General features: G+C 66.2%; 17 protein-coding genes. All 17 read right to left on the bottom strand.

All coding sequences use genetic code 11. The annotated features are described in order from the left end of the window. Positions 1–46: 46 nt before the first annotated feature. On the bottom strand, positions 47–1,309 hold the full coding sequence (gene ftsA / locus MKI88_RS17445) for a cell division protein FtsA (RefSeq protein WP_241632827.1): 1,263 nt from the start codon (positions 1,307–1,309) through the stop codon (positions 47–49). Beyond that, positions 1,290–2,270: a cell division protein FtsQ/DivIB gene (locus tag MKI88_RS17440; RefSeq protein ID WP_241632826.1), complete on the bottom strand. Its 981-nt coding sequence runs from the start codon at positions 2,268–2,270 to the stop codon at positions 1,290–1,292. Before MKI88_RS17440 ends, ftsA begins: the two co-directional genes overlap by 20 nt. Continuing rightward, complete coding sequence (locus tag MKI88_RS17435) at positions 2,267–3,217, bottom strand: D-alanine--D-alanine ligase (protein WP_407073380.1); 951 nt, start codon at positions 3,215–3,217, stop codon at positions 2,267–2,269. Before MKI88_RS17435 ends, MKI88_RS17440 begins: the two co-directional genes overlap by 4 nt. Further along, complete coding sequence (murB, locus tag MKI88_RS17430) at positions 3,184–4,095, bottom strand: UDP-N-acetylmuramate dehydrogenase (RefSeq protein WP_407073379.1); 912 nt, start codon at positions 4,093–4,095, stop codon at positions 3,184–3,186. Before murB ends, MKI88_RS17435 begins: the two co-directional genes overlap by 34 nt. Further along, positions 4,092–4,286 (bottom strand): hypothetical protein, encoded by a 195-nt coding sequence (locus MKI88_RS17425; protein WP_241632824.1) that lies wholly within the window; start codon positions 4,284–4,286, stop codon positions 4,092–4,094. Before MKI88_RS17425 ends, murB begins: the two co-directional genes overlap by 4 nt. Next, a complete protein-coding gene (gene murC, locus MKI88_RS17420; protein ID WP_241632823.1) occupies positions 4,283–5,701 on the bottom strand; it encodes a UDP-N-acetylmuramate--L-alanine ligase in 1,419 nt (472 codons plus the stop codon). Before murC ends, MKI88_RS17425 begins: the two co-directional genes overlap by 4 nt. Continuing rightward, on the bottom strand, positions 5,698–6,867 hold the full coding sequence (murG, locus tag MKI88_RS17415) for an undecaprenyldiphospho-muramoylpentapeptide beta-N-acetylglucosaminyltransferase (protein WP_241632822.1): 1,170 nt from the start codon (positions 6,865–6,867) through the stop codon (positions 5,698–5,700). Before murG ends, murC begins: the two co-directional genes overlap by 4 nt. Beyond that, entirely contained in the window at positions 6,864–8,093 is a 1,230-nt protein-coding gene (locus MKI88_RS17410) for an FtsW/RodA/SpoVE family cell cycle protein (protein ID WP_241632821.1), read from the bottom strand. Before MKI88_RS17410 ends, murG begins: the two co-directional genes overlap by 4 nt. Next, entirely contained in the window at positions 8,093–9,466 is a 1,374-nt protein-coding gene (gene murD / locus MKI88_RS17405) for a UDP-N-acetylmuramoyl-L-alanine--D-glutamate ligase (RefSeq protein WP_241632820.1), read from the bottom strand. The genes MKI88_RS17410 and murD overlap by 1 nt, the downstream gene beginning before the upstream one ends. Then, positions 9,463–10,533, bottom strand: coding sequence for a phospho-N-acetylmuramoyl-pentapeptide-transferase (gene mraY / locus MKI88_RS17400; RefSeq protein WP_241632819.1), 1,071 nt, complete (start codon positions 10,531–10,533; stop codon positions 9,463–9,465). The genes murD and mraY overlap by 4 nt, the downstream gene beginning before the upstream one ends. Next, entirely contained in the window at positions 10,533–11,924 is a 1,392-nt protein-coding gene (gene murF, locus MKI88_RS17395; protein WP_241632818.1) for a UDP-N-acetylmuramoyl-tripeptide--D-alanyl-D-alanine ligase, read from the bottom strand. Before murF ends, mraY begins: the two co-directional genes overlap by 1 nt. Further along, on the bottom strand, positions 11,921–13,336 hold the full coding sequence (locus MKI88_RS17390) for a UDP-N-acetylmuramoyl-L-alanyl-D-glutamate--2,6-diaminopimelate ligase (RefSeq protein ID WP_241632842.1): 1,416 nt from the start codon (positions 13,334–13,336) through the stop codon (positions 11,921–11,923). The genes murF and MKI88_RS17390 overlap by 4 nt, the downstream gene beginning before the upstream one ends. Continuing rightward, complete coding sequence (locus tag MKI88_RS17385; RefSeq protein WP_241632817.1) at positions 13,336–15,033, bottom strand: penicillin-binding protein 2; 1,698 nt, start codon at positions 15,031–15,033, stop codon at positions 13,336–13,338. Before MKI88_RS17385 ends, MKI88_RS17390 begins: the two co-directional genes overlap by 1 nt. Beyond that, positions 15,030–15,698, bottom strand: a complete 669-nt coding sequence (locus tag MKI88_RS17380) for a colicin transporter (protein ID WP_241632816.1) — start codon at positions 15,696–15,698, stop codon at positions 15,030–15,032. The genes MKI88_RS17385 and MKI88_RS17380 overlap by 4 nt, the downstream gene beginning before the upstream one ends. Further along, positions 15,695–16,651 carry a 16S rRNA (cytosine(1402)-N(4))-methyltransferase RsmH gene (gene rsmH, locus MKI88_RS17375; RefSeq protein WP_241632841.1) on the bottom strand — a complete coding sequence of 319 codons (957 nt, stop codon included), beginning with the start codon at positions 16,649–16,651 and terminating at the stop codon, positions 15,695–15,697. Before rsmH ends, MKI88_RS17380 begins: the two co-directional genes overlap by 4 nt. Beyond that, a complete protein-coding gene (locus MKI88_RS17370; RefSeq protein ID WP_241632815.1) occupies positions 16,651–17,136 on the bottom strand; it encodes a division/cell wall cluster transcriptional repressor MraZ in 486 nt (161 codons plus the stop codon). The genes rsmH and MKI88_RS17370 overlap by 1 nt, the downstream gene beginning before the upstream one ends. A 293-nt stretch (positions 17,137–17,429) precedes the next feature. Then, positions 17,430–18,524: GldG family protein (locus tag MKI88_RS17365; RefSeq protein ID WP_241632814.1), on the bottom strand; the 1,095-nt coding region annotated here is incomplete at its 5' end.

The following is an 18,524-nucleotide window of genomic DNA, read 5'->3' as shown; positions in this document are numbered from 1 at the left end:
GCAAGCGAAATTTCTTAACTTCTGCCATTTTTCAGTTCGGTAACCATCAATATCCCGCCCTGAAAGCCGCCATCAGCCGTTCGATCAACCCCGAACCCTGCACGCGGTGGACCATCTGGTGGGCAGGCACGATGGTCCGAAGGTCGGCAGGGTTGCTCGCGGCATATTGCACCAGCCCCGCCAGCGTGCAGAAGCCCGGGCCGCTATGCGCATCGGGCAGCCCCATCAGACCGCGCGGACGTCCGACGCGAACGGCACGGCCAAGCGCGCCCTGCGCATAATCGGCTATGCCCTTCAATTCCGCGCCGCCGCCCGTCAGCACCACCTGGCGGCCAACCGGTCCGGTAAAGCCAAGCTCGTTGAGCGCCTTGCCGATCTCGCCGAGAAGATGCTCGAGCCGCTGGCGAATGACCGCGATCAGCTGCGCGCGCGTGATCCGCGTGCCCTCGCCGCTGTCGTCATCGGCCGAGATCGGTGCGACCTCGATCATGTCGTGGTTGTCACGCGGCGTTGCTGTGGCCGAGCCGTAAAAACACTTCATCCGCTCGGCATGGTTGCGCCGCGTGCCGAAGGCCGAGGCGATGTCGTCGGTGATGTCGGCCGCGCCAAAGGGGATCGAGGTCAGGCCAACGAGCATTCCACCCGCAAAGAGCGAGACATTGGTGACTCCCGCACCCAGTTCGACCAGCGCAACACCCAGCTCGCGCTCCTCGTCGGACAGGCACGCCATGCCCGTCGCGACGGGCGATGCGACGATCGACTTCACTTCGAGATGCGCGCTGCGCACGCACAGGTCGAGATTGCGGACGGGCGACCCGTCGGCGGCAACGACATGGATGTCGACGCCCAGCCTGTCGGCATGGAGCCCGAGCGGCTTCTTCACGCCGCGCAGGCCATCGAGCGTATAGAGCGTCGGCTGCGCATGGAGCACCATCCGGCCGTCGGGATCGATCGAACTGCGCCCCGCCGCCAGAAGCTCGTTGATGTCTTCCTGCTCGATCCGGTGTCCGCCCAGCTCGACCTCGACCGAAGCGATGTCGCTGACCAGCCCGCCCGCCGAGAAGCTGACCCAGACGTCCTCGATATTGGTGCCCGCGATCCGCTCGGCCTGCTCGACCGCCTCGCGCACCGCCTTTTCGGTCGATGGCATGTCGGCGATATAGCCGCGCTTGACGCCCTGGCTCTCGCGCTGGCCGGTCGCGAGCACGTTCAGCTCACCGCCCTCGCTGCGCTCGGCGATCAGCGCGGAGACCTTCCACGATCCGATATCGAGCGCGGTAATCAGTCCGTCACCCCGTGTTTGTGCCATCCCCGTCTTCCTTCCCCTTGTTTCCGGCGGCATCCCCGTCATCGCCGGACGCCTTGCCCTGAGGCGTCTCACCGGCCGCAACCTTCTTCGCCGCTCCCTGCGGTGGCACGCGCACCACGAAACGGTCGGGCAGTCGCATGTCGAAACGCACGAATCCGCGTCCGAGCAGCCGCTCCATCCCGTCCATCCGTGCGAACTTGACGAGCGCGTCCGCGGCTTCCTTCTCGCCTTCGGGCAGTGCCAGCGTCTCGCCCGACTGGAAGCGCAGATCCCAGCGGCGATTGCCCACCCAACTCGCCCCCGCCATCATCGGCTTCAGGGAAGGCGCGGCCTCCATCAGCGCCGCGAGCGCCCTGGCCTGATTATTGGCATCGGGCCCGATCAGCAGCGGCAGATCCGGCATGGCCTCGATCTTGACGGGCTCGAGCACCACGCCGTCGCGGTCGATCAAGCTCAACGCCCTCGCATTCTGCCAGATCGCGGCGGGCTGACGCTCGACGATATCGACGACGAGCGTGTCGGGCAGGCGCCGCGACACGCGCGCATCCTTGATCCAGCCATAACGCAGCAGGTCGCCGCGCACCTTGTCCAGATCGACGAGCGGCATCGCCATCGACTGCTGATCGAGTGCAACCGCATAGACCGTCAGCCGGTCCATACGGTTTATGCCCGTCACCTCGACGCGCTTGACCTCGAACCCCGCGCGGCCGACCATCTCGGCCATCGCAACGCCGCCCATCTGGGGTAGCCCCATGAAGGTCGCGGCGGTGCCCGCAAGCCCTACGCCGACCACGACCACGCCATAGCCGATCCAGCGCTGGATCGTTTCCGCGCCAACAGGCAGGTGCTCGGCCAGCCGCTCGAGCATCGTTTTCTTCTTGGGCGCAGCCTTGCGCCGGCCACTTCCCACCTTGGGCCTGGCGCGTGCCGGCTGTCCGCGACGGATGGTGGCCGTGCTCATAGGGCGTCTCTCACGATCCGGTCGCACAGTTCGGCATAGGAAATGCCGCAATATTTCGCCTGTTCGGGCACCAGGCTCAGCGGCGTCATGCCGGGCTGAGTGTTGACCTCGAGCAGATAGAGGCCGTCCACGCCCCGTTCGTCGTCCCAGCGAAAGTCGGACCGCGAGGTCCCCTTGCAGCCGAGCAGCCGATGCGCCCTCAAGGCCATGTCCATCGCGGCGGCCGCGATGTCTTCCGGAATCTCGGCGGGGCAGACATGCATCGTCAGCCCGTCGGTATATTTGGCGTCATAATCGTAGAAGCCGCTCTTGGGCTTCAATTCGGTCACCGCCAGCGCGCGATCACCCATGACCGCCACGGTCAGTTCGCGGCCACGAATGAAGGGCTCGGCGAGCAGACGGTCGAAATGCTTCCAAGGCCCCTCGGAATCGCGGCCGATCGGCTTGCCGTAATTGCCATCCTCCATGACGATGGCGACGCCAACCGACGAGCCTTCGTTGACCGGCTTCAGCACATAGGGGCGCGCGATCGGGTCCGCGGCATAGAGGCCTTCGCTCTCGACGATCGTGCCCTCAGGCATGCGGATGCCGTGCGGCACGAGCGCCTGCTTGGTCAGTTCCTTGTCGATCGCGATCACCGAGGTGACGAGCCCCGAGTGGGTGTATTTCAGCCCCATCAGGTCCATCATGCCCTGCACCGTGCCGTCTTCACCCGGCGTACCGTGCAGCGCGTTGAACACGACATCGGGCTTCACCTGCGCCAGCCGCTCCGCGACATCGCGCCCCATGTCGATCCGCGTGACCTTATGGCCAAGGCTCTCAAGCGCATCGGCAACGCCATTGCCGCTCATCAGCGAAACCTCGCGCTCAGCCGACCAGCCGCCCATCAGAACCGCAATGTGCAACCGGTCGCTCACTTCACCACTCCGATACGCTGGATTTCCCATTCGAGCGTGATGCCCGACCTTTCCTTCACCCGCCGCCGCACTTCCTCGCCCAGTTCCTCGATCTCCGCCGAACGGGCGCTGCCGAGATTGAGCAGGAAGTTGCAGTGTTTCTCTGATACTTGTGCGTCGCCGATCTGCAAGCCGCGGCACCCGGCCTCGTCGACCAGCCGCCAGGCCTTGTCGCCGGGCGGGTTCTTGAAGGTCGATCCGCCCGTGCGCGAGCGCAGCGGCTGCGAGGCCTCGCGCTCGGCGGCGATCCGGTCCATCTCGGCGCCGATGGCCGCGGGATCACCCGGCACGCCCTCGAACAGCGCCTCGACCACGATCGCGCCTTCGGGCAGTTCGGAATGGCGATAGGTATAGCCCAGCCGTGCGGCCGGCCATGTTTCCACGGTGCCGTCGCGCAGCACCAGCGTCGTTTCGATCAATATGTCCGATGCCTCGCGCCCATAGGCGCCCGCATTCATCCGCACCGCGCCGCCGACGGTTCCCGGAATCCCGCGCAGGAATTCCAGACCCGCAATCCCCGCGTCGCGTGACGCGCTCGCCACCGTGATCCCCATTGCAGCGCCGCCTGCGCGCACCCGGTTGCCCGGCTCTATCGAGACTTTCGCAAAGCTCTTGGGCAGCCGCACGACCACGCCGGGCACGCCGCCGTCGCGGACGATCAGGTTCGATCCCACCCCCACGGGCAGGACGGGCATCGCAGGATCAAGCGCGGCAAGGAAACCGCTCAGATCGGCGACATCTTTCGGACGCACGAGCCATTCGGCCGGCCCGCCCGTGCGAAACCAGATGAAGTCGGCAAGGCTGCCGCCCGCCTCCGCGCTGCCCGCAAGCGCAGGTATTCCGTCAAGCGCCTGTACGGCCTGGCTCACCGCACCCCCCACAGGTTCATCCAGCTCTTCCACAATTCCATATTGGCCTTCGCCGCCTTTGCGGTGGCTTGCTGCGCGTCGATCGCCTTGTCGAATGCGCCCAATGCCTGCTGCGCCGCCTTCACCTGCGCCTGTTGCGCATCGATCGCCTGACGCGAGAGATCGAACCAGATCGCGAAGGGGTCGTTCACGCAGCCACCTCCTGCTTGTTCGCGCGGATCGCGTCGGCCAGACCCGCCGCCCATTTGGTGATGTCGCCCGCGCCGAGGCAGACCACCATATCGCCCGAACGTGACACATCGGCGAGCGTCTGAGCCAGCGCATCGGCGCCCGCAATCTCGCTCGCCGCGCGGTGCCCGCGCACCTTCAGCCCCTCGACCAGCGCAGCGGCGTCGACGCCATCGATCGGTTGCTCGCCCGCAGGATAGACGGGGGTCACATAGACCATGTCGGCATCGTTGAACGCCTGCTGGAACTCGTCCATCAGATCGCGGAGCCGGGTAAAACGATGCGGCTGTACAACCGCGATCACACGCCCCTGCACGCCCTCGCGCGCGGCGGCGAGAGCAGCGCGGATCTCGACGGGGTGATGACCGTAATCGTCAATGATGGTGACGCCGTCGATCTCGCCCACGCGCGTGAAGCGCCGCTTGACCCCGCCGAACTTGTGGAAGCCCTCGGCGATCTTCGCGTCCTCGATCCCCATTTCGAGCGCGACCCCGATCGCGGCGAGCGCGTTCTGGACATTGTGTCGCCCGGGCATCGGCAGCTCGACGCCCTCGATCCGGCGGATATCACCGTCGAAATCGCGCACGACAACATCGAAACGGTTGCCGCCCGGAACGGGCGTCACATTTTCCGCGCGCACATCGGCCTGCGCGGAGAAGCCATAGGTCACGATCCGCCGGTCGCGGATCCTCGGGAGAATCGCCTGTACCTCGGGATGATCGAGGCAGAGCAGCGCCGCGCCGTAAAAGGGGACATTCTCGACGAACTCGACGAACGCCTCCTTGACCCGGTCGAAGCTGCCATAATGGTCGAGATGCTCGGGATCGATGTTGGTGACGACCGCGATCGTCCCGTCGAGCCGCAGGAAGCTGCCGTCGCTCTCATCCGCCTCGACGACCATCCAGTCGCCCGCACCGACGCGCGCGTTCGAGCCATAGGCGTTGATGATGCCGCCGTTGATCACGGTCGGATCAAAGCCCCCCGCATCGAGCAGGCACGCGACCATGGAGGTCGTTGTCGTCTTTCCGTGCGTGCCCGCCACCGCAACGGTCGACTTCAGCCGCATCAGTTCGGCGAGCATCTCGGCGCGGCGCACGACGGGGATGCGCTTTTCGAGCGCCGCCTCGACCTCTGGATTGCCGCGCTGGATCGCAGTCGAGGTGACGACGACGCGCGCATCGCCAAGGTTTTCAGGCTTGTGCCCGATCGTCACCTTGATCCCGCGCTCGCGCAGCGCCTGCACCACCGCGCCTTCGGCGGCATCCGAACCCTGCACCTTGTAGCCGAGATTGTTCATCACGCGCGCAATGCCCGACATGCCGATGCCGCCAATGCCGATGAAGTGGATCGTCCCGATATCGGTGGGTACGCCCTTCATGCGATCGCCCCCTGCCCGCCCATCGCGGGCGCTTGCGTCGGGCGCATGCGGATCGGCTCGCCGCCTACGGGCTGCGGGCCGAGATTTTCGACGAGGTCGGCAAGATCGCGCGCGGCGTTGGGACGGCCGCAATTCCAGGCGCGCTTCGCGGCGTTGGCGAGCGCGCCGGGTTCGAGCGCGAGTTTCTGCATCTGCTTGGCAAGCTCCACGGGCGTGAAGGCCGATTGCTGGATCGCGCGCGCGCCTCCGGCCTCGACCATCTCGCGTACGTTATAGGTCTGATGGTTGTCGGTGGCCGAGGGCAGCGGCACGAGAATCGCGGGCCGGCCCGCCGCGGTCAGCTCGGCGATCGTCGACGCGCCCGCGCGCGCGATCACCAGATGCGCCCAGCCCAGCCGTTCGGGCAGGTCGGGCAGATAGGTTGCGAGGTCGGCAGGAATACCGAGATCGGCGTAGGTGGCGCGCACGCGGTCGATGTCCTCGACGCGGCATTGCTGCGTCACCTGCAGCCGGCGACGGAAATTGAGCGGCAGCAACCCCAATGCCTCGGGCACCACGTCGGAAAGCACGGTAGCGCCCTGGCTCCCGCCCGTCACCAGCAGGCGGAAAATGCCTTCCTCTGAGAGCGCCGGGAAAGGCTGGTCGCGCAGGCTCAGAACTTCGTCGCGCACGGGGTTGCCGAGCAGATGCGTCTTGTGAAGCCAGCCATCCTTAAGCCGCTGGACATCGGGATAGGCGGTGACGATCGCATCGACCTTTCCGCCAAGCAGGCGGTTGACGCGGCCGAGCACGGCATTCTGTTCGTGCACCGCGGTCGGGATCTTCGCGCTCGTGGCCGCCAGCAGCGCAGGCAGTGCCGGATAGCCGCCAAAGCCGATCACCGCGCTCGGTTCGAAGGTCTCGTAGAGCCGCGCCGCCATCGCGCGGCCTGCCAGGATCGAACGCCCGGCCTTCAGCCAGCCGATCGGCCCGCCCGCCAGCCTTCCCGCGGGCAGAACATGCGTTTGTGCGCCCTCGAAAAGTCCGGGAATCCGCGCTCCGCGTTCGTCGGTGATCAGCGCGACACGATGCCCGCGCTCCATCAGCTCGGCGGCGAGCGCATGGGCGGGTATCATGTGGCCGCCCGTGCCTCCGGCAGCCAGAACGAAGTGACGCACGATCCTCATCGACCGCTCCATTTTACAACATAAGGCGAGCGGAGGAGATAGGGGTTTCTGCGCGTAAAGGCGAGGAGAAGACCGAAGCCGATCGACAGCGCGAGCATCGACGATCCGCCATAGCTGATGAACGGCAGCGTCATGCCCTTGGACGGGGCGAGTTGGGTGTTCACCGCCATGTTGATCATCGCCTGCAGCCCGAACTGCGTCGCAAGCCCGGCCGAGGCGAGCAGCAGGAAAAGATCTTCCTCGTCGAGCAGTTTCAGGAACACACGGACGACGATCGCGACATAGAGGCAGGCGATCGCGAAGCATGCGATCAGACCGAACTCCTCTCCGATCACCGAGAAGATATAATCGGTATGCGCCTCAGGCAGGCGGAACTTCATGCTGCCGCCACCGGGCCCGGTGCCGAGCAATCCGCCCGCGGTCAGCGTCGCATGCGCGGTATCGGTCTGATAGGTGTCGCCGGTCTGGAACAGGAAGTCGTCGATGCGCCGCGTCGCCACATCATAGAACAGATAGGCGCTGATAACCGCACCGACGCCCGCCGCGCCCAGCCATATCAGGATGCGGACGCTCAGGCCCGAGAGCAGCAGCAAGGTCAGCCAGATCGCGCAGAAGATCACGGTCTGCCCGAAATCGGGCTGGCGCATCAGGAACAGCGCGACAAGCCCCGTGACCAGGGCCGAGATCGGCACGACCGGCAGCGTCTTGTCATGCACGCGCAGCGACAACAACCACGCCATGCCCACGACGAAGCAGGGCTTAAGGAACTCCGAGGGCTGGAACTGCGCGATGCCAACGCCGATCCAGCGCTTCGCGCCGTTCACCTCGGCGCCGACCACCGGAACGACCACAAGGCAGACCGCGAAGAACGCCGCGCCGATCAGCGCGAGCCGCCGCGCCAGATCCTTGGGCATGGCGGATACGATCAGCATCACCGGAACGCTCAGCACGACCCATGCGAGCTGGCGCCAGAAATAGTGCAGCGGATCGAAGCGCACCGCGCCGTCCGAATAGCGTTCTGCGGCCGCCGGGGAAGCCGCCGCGACCGCGATCAGGCCGATCGAAATCAGGAGCGTCACGAACAACAGCAGAACGCGGTCGATTTCCCAGAACCAGATGCTCATCGGCGAATGATTGTCGCGGCCGAAGCGCGACAACACCTTTGCCTTTTTCGCCTTCCTGGCCTTGGGGCGCTGAACCGGAACTGGGCTCGGGATCGATGCCATCAGGAAAGCGCCTCCACCGCAACGCGAAAGGCTTCGCCCCGCGCCTCATAATCGCTGAACTGGTCGAATGACGCGCATGCCGGCGACAGCAGCACCGTCTCGCCGCTGCGCGCCACGTCCGCCGCGCGCGCCACCGCGGTCTTCAGGTCGCGGCATTCGCTGACCGCCATATGCGGGGCCAGCAGCCGCGCATACATCTCGCCCGCCTCGCCGATCGTATAGGCCGCACGGACATGGCCGAAGAACGGTTTGCACGCATCAAGCTCGTCGGTCTTGGCCCGCCCCCCGACGATCCAGTGGATCGCGGGGTATGCGGCCAGCGCGGGCGCGGTCGAGGTCGGGTTGGTCGCCTTGCTGTCGTTGACGTAGAGCACGCCATGCTTCTCGGCGACACGCTCCATCCGATGCGGCAGGCCGGGATAGGTTGCGAGCGCGGCGAAGATCGTCGCATCGTCTATGCCCAGTGCACGCGCTACGGCGATGGCGGCGGCCGCGTTCTGCGCGTTATGCGGGCCTTGCAGCGAAGGCCAGCGATCCTGACCGCTCACATCTGCCGACGATACTTCAACCAGACCCCCAACCCGTTCGGCCTGAGCCTGTCGAAGGCCATCCCTTCCGCCCATTACACCGGAAGAAAGGGGAAGGGCTTCGACAGGCTCAGCCCGAACGGCGCTTTTGAGTTCAGTGGCAATAGCGCGCGTCGGCTCATCCTCGGTGGCGATCACGGCGACCTGCCCCACCGACTGCATCGCAAACAGCCGCTCCTTCGACGCGACATAGCCCTCGAACCCGTCATAGCGGTCGAGATGATCGGGCGTGATGTTGAGCAGCACCGCAACGTCGCAGTCGAGGCTGAAGGTCAGGTCGATCTGGTAGCTCGACAGCTCAAGCACATAGACGCCGCCCTCGGGCAGCGGCTCCTGCCCCAGGATCGGCAGCCCGATATTGCCGCCCATCCTCGTCGGGATGCCTGCCATCTTGACGATATGGTGGATCAGCGCGGTCGTGGTCGATTTGCCGTTGGTGCCCGTGATGCCGACCACCTTGTGCGGCGGCAGGCCGTTGCGCGCCTGCGCGAACAGCTCGATATCGCCGATGACCGGAACGCCCGCCTCGCGCGCCTTCGCCGCGATCGGGTGGCGGTTGAGCGGCACGCCCGGCGAAACGACGACGCCGGCAAAGCCCGTCAGGTCGATCGTCAGCGGATCGGCGATCGTTGCAGCGGGTGCAACGGCGGCACGCGCCTCGGGCTTGTCGTCCCACGCCACCACCTCCGCCCCGCTCGCAACGAGCGCACCAACGGTCGCGAGGCCGGAGCGCGCAAGGCCCAGCACCGCATATTTCTTGCCCGCAAAGGCCGGGGAGACGATCACCGCAGCTTCAGCGTCGACAGGCCGGCCAGCGCCAGCACGATGCTGATGATCCAGAAGCGGATGACGACGGTCGGCTCGGACCAGCCCATCTGCTCGAAATGGTGATGGATCGGCGCCATCTTGAACACGCGCTTGCCCGTCCGCTTGTAGAAGAAGACCTGGATGATCACCGACATGGCCTCGACGACGAAGAGCCCGCCGATGATGCCGAGCACGATCTCGTGCTGCGAGGCGACCGCGATCGTCCCCAGCGCGCCACCCAGCGCAAGGCTGCCGGTATCGCCCATGAAGACCGCCGCGGGCGGTGCGTTGAACCACAGAAAGGCGAGCCCTGCCCCGATGATCGCCCCGCACAGGATGGTGAGATCCCCGGCGCCCGGAATGTGCGGAATGCCCAGATAGGTCGCGTATTTCACGTTGCCGACCAGATAGACGATCAGCATGAACGCCAGGCTCGCGATGATGACCGGGAAGGTCGCGAGTCCGTCGAGCCCGTCGGTCAGGTTTACCGCGTTGCCGAAGGCGACGATCGTGAAGGCCGCAAAGACGATGTAGAACCAGCCAAGGTCGAGCGGCGGATAGTTGATGAAGGGCACATAGAGATGCGTGCCCACCTGCGACACGATCATCCAGCTCGCCAGCCCCGCGATCGCGAATTCGCCCGCCAGCCGTACCTTGCCGGAGACGCCCTTGTGGCTCGCCTTTCTGACCTTGTCATAATCGTCGAGGAAACCGATCGCGCCGAAACCGAGCGTGACGAACAGGCACGCCCAGACGAACATGTTGCTCAGGTCCATCCAGAGCAGCAGCGAGATCGCCACCGAAGTGAGGATCATCAGCCCGCCCATCGTCGGCGTGCCACGCTTGGCGAGGTGCGTCTGCGGCCCGTCGGTCCGGATCGGCTGCCCCTTGCCCTGGCGGATGCGCAGCCAGCCGATGAACTTCGGCCCGATGATGAGCCCGATCAGCAGCGCCGTCGCCACCGCGCCACCCGCGCGGAAGCTCAGGTAACGGATCAGGTTGAGAATACCGGGAAAGCCAAGCTGTTCTGCGATTAAATAGAGCATCAGTCCGTCCTGCCCCCCAGCGCGCCCGCAACCAATGAGTCGACGACGCGGGAAAGCCCGATTGCATTAGACCCCTTTATGAGGACCGCGTCACCGGGCATGAGAATTTGGGAAAGTCGCTCAAGCGCGCCCGCGGCGTCGGGCATCTGCACGAACTCGATCCGGCCTTCAAGCGCCTTTGCAAGCGGGCGCATTTCGTCTCCGACGAGCAGTGCCAAATCGACGTTCGCCTCGGCAAGCGGCTCGGCCAGCTCGGCGTGGTAGCGGTCGGATTCCTGCCCGAGCTCGCGCATCGCCCCCAGCACCACGATCCGTCGCTCGGCCTCTTCCTTGCCGAGCTGGCGGATCGTCGCCGCCATCGAGGCCGGATTGGCGTTGTAGCTTTCGTCGATGACAAGCGCGGAGCCGTCCTTGACGGCGACCCGATGCCGCGCGCCGCGCCCGGCAAGGCCTTCAAGGTCTGCGAGCGCAAGCCCCGCCTGCGCGAGATCGCCGCCCAGCGCCTCGACCGCGGCGAGCACCGCAAGCGCGTTGGACACCCAGTGTTCGCCGGGAAAGGCGATCGTGAAACAAAGCTCGGCCTCGGGAAAATTGGCGGTCACGAGCGATCCGCCATTGGCCGCGCGCACAACGTCGCGCGCGCGGACATCGGCGCCCACGCCATGGCCGAAGGTCAGGATCCTTGCGGCATGCGGTTCGGCGGCGGCGATCAGCCGGTCGCGCCAGGGGCTGTCGAATGGAATGATCGCGGTGCCGCCGGGCTCAAGCCCCTGAAAGATCTCGCCCTTGGCGTCGGCGATTGCCTCGATGCTGTGGAAATAGGCCTGATGCGCGGGCGCGATGGCGGTAACGATCGCGACATGCGGGCGCACCAGCCGTGTGAGCGCGGCCAGTTCGCCCGCCGCGCTCATCCCCATTTCGAAGATGCCGAAGCGCGTGTCCTCGGGCATCCGCGCAAGGCTCAGCGGCACGCCGGTATGGTTGTTGTAGCTCTTGACCGAGCGATGGGCACGCCCCGGCACGTGCCGGTCAAGCGCCGCGAAAAGCGCCTCCTTGGTCCCGGTCTTGCCGACCGATCCGGTGACGCCCGCGATTTTCGCGGTGCTGCGCGCCCTCGAGGCTACGCCCAGCGCATCCAGCGCCGCCGTCGTATCGGCGACCAGAACATGCGGATGGTCGACCGGATCGCTCACGATCGCGCCCGCTGCGCCGCTGGCGAAGGCCTGCTCGACAAAACGATGGCCGTCGGTGGCCTCTCCCTTCATCGCGATGAAGAGGTCGCCCGGCCCGATTTCGCGACTATCGAACGCCACCCCAGAAATCGAAAAATCCGCCGAAGCGGATCCACCGGTCGCGATCGCGATCGCCTCGGATCTCCAGAGTTCGCTCATGCCGCACTCTCGCGCGCGACCTGTACGTCGTCAAAGGGCAGCACCATATCGCCCACGATCTGCCCCTGTTCGTGTCCCTTTCCTGCGAGCAGGACGAGGTCGTCGGGGCCCGCCTCGGCGATGGCTGCGGCAATGGCTTCACGACGACCGCCGATCTCGATCGCGCCCACCGCGCCTTCAAGCACCTGGCGGCGGATCGCCGCGGCGTCCTCGGTACGTGGATTGTCGTCGGTCACGATCACATGGTCGGCCATTTCGACTGCCACCTTGCCCATGACAGGACGCTTGCCCTGATCCCGGTCACCGCCCGCGCCGAAGACGAGGATCAGCCGACCCTTGCAATGCGGACGCAATGCCTCGACCGCTGCGACGATGGCGTCGGGGGTATGGGCATAGTCGACATAGACCGGCGCGCCGGCCTTGGTGATCACCGCACGCTCCAGTCGCCCGCGCACGCCCTGCACGCGCTGCAGATTGGACAGTGTCTCTTCGACATCGCCGCCGGTGGCGATCACCAGCGCCGCGGCGGTGAGCGCGTTCGCGGCCTGATAGGCTCCGATCAGGGGAAGATTGAGGCGGTGGGACTTGCCCGCCGCCTCAACCGTCAGGACCTGACCTAACTGAGTGGGGGAACGCGAGATCAACCGGAGAAGGTCTCCACGCTCGCCCACACCCAGCACTCGGAGCCCCCGCTCTCGAGCCAGATCGAACACTTTTGGAGATTCGGGATCGTCGGCCCAGATGACCGCGGCCCCGCCGTCACTGATCACTTCTGAAAACAGGCGAAGCTTGGCGGTGAAATAGGCCGCCATATCGCCATGATAGTCGAGATGGTCGCGGCTGAGATTGGTGAAGGCGCCCGCCGCGACGGGAAGCCCCTCGGTACGATATTGCGACAGCCCGTGGCTCGATGCTTCGAAGGCAAGGTGCGTCACACCCTCGCGGTTCAGCCCGGCGACATTGGAAAGGAAGGTCACAACGTCGGGCGTGGTCAGCCCGGTCTTCACCTGATCGTCGGACGTCGTGACGCCCAGTGTGCCGATCGACGCCGCGTTGTTGCCCGTCATCCGCCACAGCTGGCGGGTGAGCTCGACGGTCGAGGTCTTGCCGTTGGTGCCCGTCACCGCGACCACGGTCTGCGGAAACGGCGCGAAGAATTTGGCCGCGAGTTGCGCGAAGGTGGCGCGCGGCTCGTCGGCGACAATGTGGACAGCGCCATCCACCCGCGCCGCGCGTCGCGCGACCACCGCTACCGCCCCCGCGGCGACGGCCTGTTCGATGAAATCCTCGCCGTTGAAGGCCGCGCCCTGAAAGGCGCCGAAGACCGTCCCGGGCGCAACCTTGCGGTGGTCGATCGCGAAACCCGTGACGACCGAATCCTCATTCCCGCCGGTAAGCGCACCAAGCCGCATCATTCCTCCTTGTCAGGTTTCTGAATCAGCGGCGCGAGGTCCGCCAGATCGACATCCTTATGCGCATCGGGGATGACGCCGAGCATCGGTCCCGTCCGCGCGATCACCTTGGACACCACGGGCGCCGCGGTCCATGCCGCCGAGGTGAAACCGAACGTGTCGGCGGTTCCCTTCGGCGCATCGAGCATCGCGATCACGACATAGCGCGGACGGTCCATAGGGAAGGCCGCCGCAAAGGTCGAGACGTTGACGCTGCGCGAATAGCCGCCCGCACCGGGTTTTTCGGCGGTGCCGGTCTTGCCACCGACGCGAAAGCCCGCCGCGTCGCCGCGCCGGCCGGTGCCCTCGGTCACGATCAGTCGCAGCAACTGGCGCATCCTGATGCTCGTCGCCTCGGTAAAGACCCGGCGCCCCTTGGGCGCCACGCCCTTTTCGAGCTTCATGACCGTCGCGGGACGCCAGATGCCGCCATTGACGAGCGCGGCATAGGCGCTGGCAAGGTGCAGCGGCGTCACCGCGATGCCATGGCCATAGGAGGTGGTGAGCGTCGTCGAGCGGCCCCAGTTATGCGGCCACAGCGTGCGGCCCTTTTCCTTAAGGTCGATGTGCGGCGGCTCGTTGAAGCCGAGCTTGCGGAACAGGTCCTCCATCCGCGCCTGCCCCATTTCGTCGGCAATCCGTGCGGTCACGATGTTGGAGCTGTGGATCAGGGTTTCGGGCACCGTGATCCAGCGGCCAAGCGGATGGTCGTCCTTGATCCGGAAGCGGCCGATCGCGAGCGGGGCGGTCGCGTCATAGCGCTTGGCCATCGAGCTCACGACGCCCGTGTCCATGGCCTGCGCGATCGTCAGCGGCTTGAAAGTCGAACCGAGCTCATAGACGCTCTGCGTCACATTGTTGCGCCGCGCCTCGGCGGGTGACTTGCCGAACTTGTTGGGGTTGAACACGGGAAGCGACGCCAGCGCGAGCACTTCGCCGCTGTCGACATCGAGTACCAACCCCGTAGCGCCAACCGCGCTGTGCTTGGTCATCGCAGCGAAGAGTTCGCTCTCCATCGCGGCCTGGACGCGGCTGTCGATCGACAGCGCGACCGCATCGGCCCGCTTCGCGGGATCGGTCAGGCGTCCATCGAGCGCGCGCTCGATGCCCGTCACGCCGCGCCCGTCGAAATCGGTATAGCCCAGTACGTGTGCGGCCAGCGTCGTTTGCGGATAGAGCCGCTCGGGCTCGCGCGCGAACGCCATGGCGGGTTCACCCAGCGCGTTCACCTGCGCCACGAGTTCGGGCATGGCACGACGACGCAAATAGGTGAAGCTGCGGCCCGAACGCAGGATTGCGAGATACTCCGCCTCGCTCCGCTCGGGCATCAGCGCCGCAAGCCTGGGCGCCAGATCCTCGGGGTCGCCGAGCAGGCGGCCGGGATGCACGCCGACTGACCAGGCATCCATGGTGCTCGCCAGGGTCACCCCGTTGCGATCGACGATGTCGCCGCGCAGCGGGATGAGACTGGTGGTGGCATAGGCGTTCGTCGGCGGGTCGCCGAAAATGGCGAGCCAGGTCAGACGCAGACCGATCAGGCTGCCAACGCCAAGAAAAACGAGCATCAGCACCATCAGGCGCAGATGCGCGGTCGCCAGCCACTGATACCGTTGCCCGGCGTCGCGAACGCGATTTGGCCGGGCGACGAGGGTTGTCATTGGCGGCGTCTCCCGCCCTCGGCGCGCGCCTTCTTCGTCAGCTCGCCCATCAGCCGGTCATCGAGCAGCTTGTCCTCCAGCCGTGCGAGCTTCTTTTCCTTCTCGGCCTTTTTGGGATCCACCCTGGGCTTTTCGCTGCTTACCGCGGCGACCTTTACGGGCGCGGCCTTCGGCTTTTGCGCCTTGGCCGTCGACGTCTGCGACTTCTTTTCGGGCTTCGCACTCTCGGCGGCCAGCTCACGCCGCGCCGCGCTCGCAGGGCGGTCCGCCGGTTCGTTCGTTGCAGGCGTCGAGGCAGGCAGCGCGTCGTCGGGGATTGCGACCATCGCGGTCACCATCGTCGTCGGTGCATAGCGCGGACCCGGCGTGATCCCCGAACGATCGAGCGAAGCGAGTTGCACTTCGCCCGACAGGAACTGGTCTGCATCGGGCGTGGTCAGCGCCAGCACATCGCCGTTCCAGCGTTCGAGCTGACGCAGGTTTGCGCGCGTCGCAAGCTCGGTCTGGAGCCGGCGAATATCCTTTTTCGCAGTGAGGATCTGGCGGTTCACGCGCTCGAGCTCGGTACGCTCGGCGGCGACCTGCGAGGTGATGAGATACAGCGCCATCGCGGCAACGGCGCCGCCCAGAACGCGTCCGACCGATTTGAACCTGTTGGCGATCATGCCGCACCTCCCCCTGGCGCTGCCGCGGTGCGGTACGCCACTCTCAAGGTTGCCGAGCGCGCGCGGGGGTTACGCGCGACCTCACCCTCCCCCGCACGCGCCGGCTTCGCGACCCGGTCGAAGGTCGGCGCCCGCCGCTCCTTCGACGCTTCGGGCATATGGCGCGATCCTTGCGGCGTTGCGCCGCTTCGTTCGCGCAGGAAACGCTTTACCAGCCTGTCCTCAAGGCTGTGGAAGGTGACGACCGCGAGCCGGCCGCCGGGCTTCAGCACGCGCTCGGCCGCCTCCAGCCCGTCCTCCAGCTCGCCGAGCTCGCGGTTGAGGTGGATGCGGATCGCCTGGAAGGTCCGCGTCGCGGGGTCCTTCTTGTCGTGCGGCTTGTGCCCCAGCGCCTTGCGGACGACATTGGCCAGCTCGCCGGTCCGCGTGATCGGGCGCGCCTCGACGATCGCGCGCGCGACGCGGCGCGAGCGCGGTTCCTCGCCATAATGATAGAGGACGTCAGCGATCTCGGCTTCATCGGCGGTATTCACGAAGTCCGCCGCGGTTTCGCCTTCCTGCTCCATCCGCATGTCGAGCGGACCGTCGGCCTGGAAGGAAAAGCCGCGATCGGCGCGGTCGAGCTGCATCGAGGACACCCCGATGTCTAGCGTAACGCCGTCGACCGCGCCGACCCCCCGCTCGGCCAATGCTTCAAACATGCGTGAAAAGCGCTCGGGGACGAGGCTGAGCTGTCCCTTCGCCTCCTCCACGAGCGCCTCCCCTTCCGCGATCGCATCCGGATCGCGGTCGAAGGCGTAAACCCTGGCACCCTTTGCCAGCATGGCGCGCGTATAGCCGCCCGCGCCGAATGTGCCGTCGACATGTACTTCGCCGGGCGCGATCGCGAGTCCCGCGATCACTTCGTCGAGCAGGACGGGAATATGCGGGGCGCCAGAAGAAGAGGGGGGCATCATTTCACGCCCTTTTCTTCAAGCAGGAACTGGACGAGCTCGACAAGCATCGGCGGGACGTCGTCGGCTTTCAGCAGGACGTGCGGGTTCCAGATCTCGATGATATGGCCAGATCCGTGGAAGAAGGCGAGGTCTTCCAGCTGGCCGAGCTTGCGCATGAAGGGCGGGATGACGAGCCGGCCGCTCGCGTCATAGGGGACGTCCTCGACCACGCCAAAGGCCATGCGGTTGAGGTTTTCGCGGCTGAGCTTCGCGCCGCCTTCCTGCTCGGCCATCTCCTGCGCGAGCATTTCGGGCAGCATGTCGGCAAAGGGCAGGTCATAGCCGGTAAGGCAAGGCGAGGTCCGGCTGCGCGAGAGCGCGATGACGCGTTCGTTGTTGGAATTGACCTCGAGCGTGGCGCGCAGCTTTGCGGGGATGGCGACGCGGCCCTTGCCGTCGATGCCACTCAGCCCGAAACCGCGATATGTCCGCCTCGTGTTCACGTCCCTGTATTCCGCCCCATTCCAGGCACACGTTTCCCCGGCCCGAAAACCGGCTTTCGCCGATCCTTTCGGATTCACGATTTGCAGTGGGAAACGCCCGCCTTTGCGCCCCTTTAGGTATCAGGGGTACCACGGGGAATAAAGGGGTTTTATGGGGATTTTTGGGGATGAGTTATAACATATTGAAAAACATAAATATTTTTTTGCGAGGAATCATCGGGATTCGTCCACCTCGAAAGGAGTTCATATAATGTTCCAGTATTGATGACGAAGCGCCCGGAGTCGCGCCCAAGTCAAACCGCGCGCCGGCGAACAACAAACACCGCCGCAATACTAAGCGAAACGCTCATCAGCCCCGGAATGGCGCCGCCGAGCAGGGCGGTTATTCGACTGTCGGCGGTGGCGATCCACGGCACCCATTCCCTGCCCGCATCCCGCGAAATCCCCGAGAGTTCGTCGAGCAGGACGCCGATGAGCGGCGCGTTGTCCGCGATGCGACCTTCGGGGGTGGCGCCCTTGCCGCCCTCTCCCACCCAGAGCGCATCGGCCATCAGGTCGGCGTCCGCGATCAACACCGCCTTGCCCCTTCCGATCGTGCAGCGCGCGAACAGGCCCGCATGTTCGAGCCGGCACCGCGATCCGGTCGTGACGAAGCGCCCCGGCGCCGCCACCGCGAGTTTCCAGCGGCGCCCCCCGGCTTCGACACTGACCTGCTCGACGCCGCGCCGCCCGCCGGGGTCGAGCAGGTCGAGCCGCAGCCCCCAATGGTCGAGCAGCGGGTCGAGCAGCGACATTGCCGGCGGCGCGCGCGGATCGGTCGGCGGATAGATGCTCGGCCAGCGCAGCGAGGGATCGGTCAGGATCAGCACCCGGCCGCCGCGGCGCACCCAGGTGTCGAGCGCCACAAGCTCTTCAGGCGACAGCGCGCGGGGCTGGGCGAGCAGCATCAGCCAGTGATCCTTCAGCGCTTCGCCGTCGATCGTGTCGAGCACTGACATCGCGAAATATTTGTCGAGCCAGCGCCAGGATTCCGAAGGCCCCCGCTTGCCGCGCAGCGTCGCATCGATATCGCCCTCGCCCCACTTGATCGGCAGCCCCGTCATCACCGCGAGCGCCGGTCGATGGGCTATCCCCGCCTCGCCGTTCTTCGGTCGCCCCATCGGCGCGACCGGATCGAGCACGAGCACCGCCGCCGCCGCGCCAATCGCCGCGATCAGGCCGCCTGCCTTCAGCCACACCAGCTGCCCGACCTGCACGAAGAGGTCGAACGCGAGCAGCATGAGCAGCGCCCCGCCCGCCTGCCGCACCACTTGTTCGGGCGACACCGGCGCGCCGAGCAGCGCGAGCAACAGCGCCTCGCCCGTCACCGCGAGCAGGATCGCGAGCAC

It is taken from the genome of Sphingomonas sp. LaA6.9 (assembly GCF_022601895.1).
In the GTDB taxonomy this organism is placed as follows: domain Bacteria; phylum Pseudomonadota; class Alphaproteobacteria; order Sphingomonadales; family Sphingomonadaceae; genus Sphingobium_A.
Note: the sequence above shows the minus strand (reverse complement) of the source record. Positions and strands in the feature narration are given on the sequence as shown.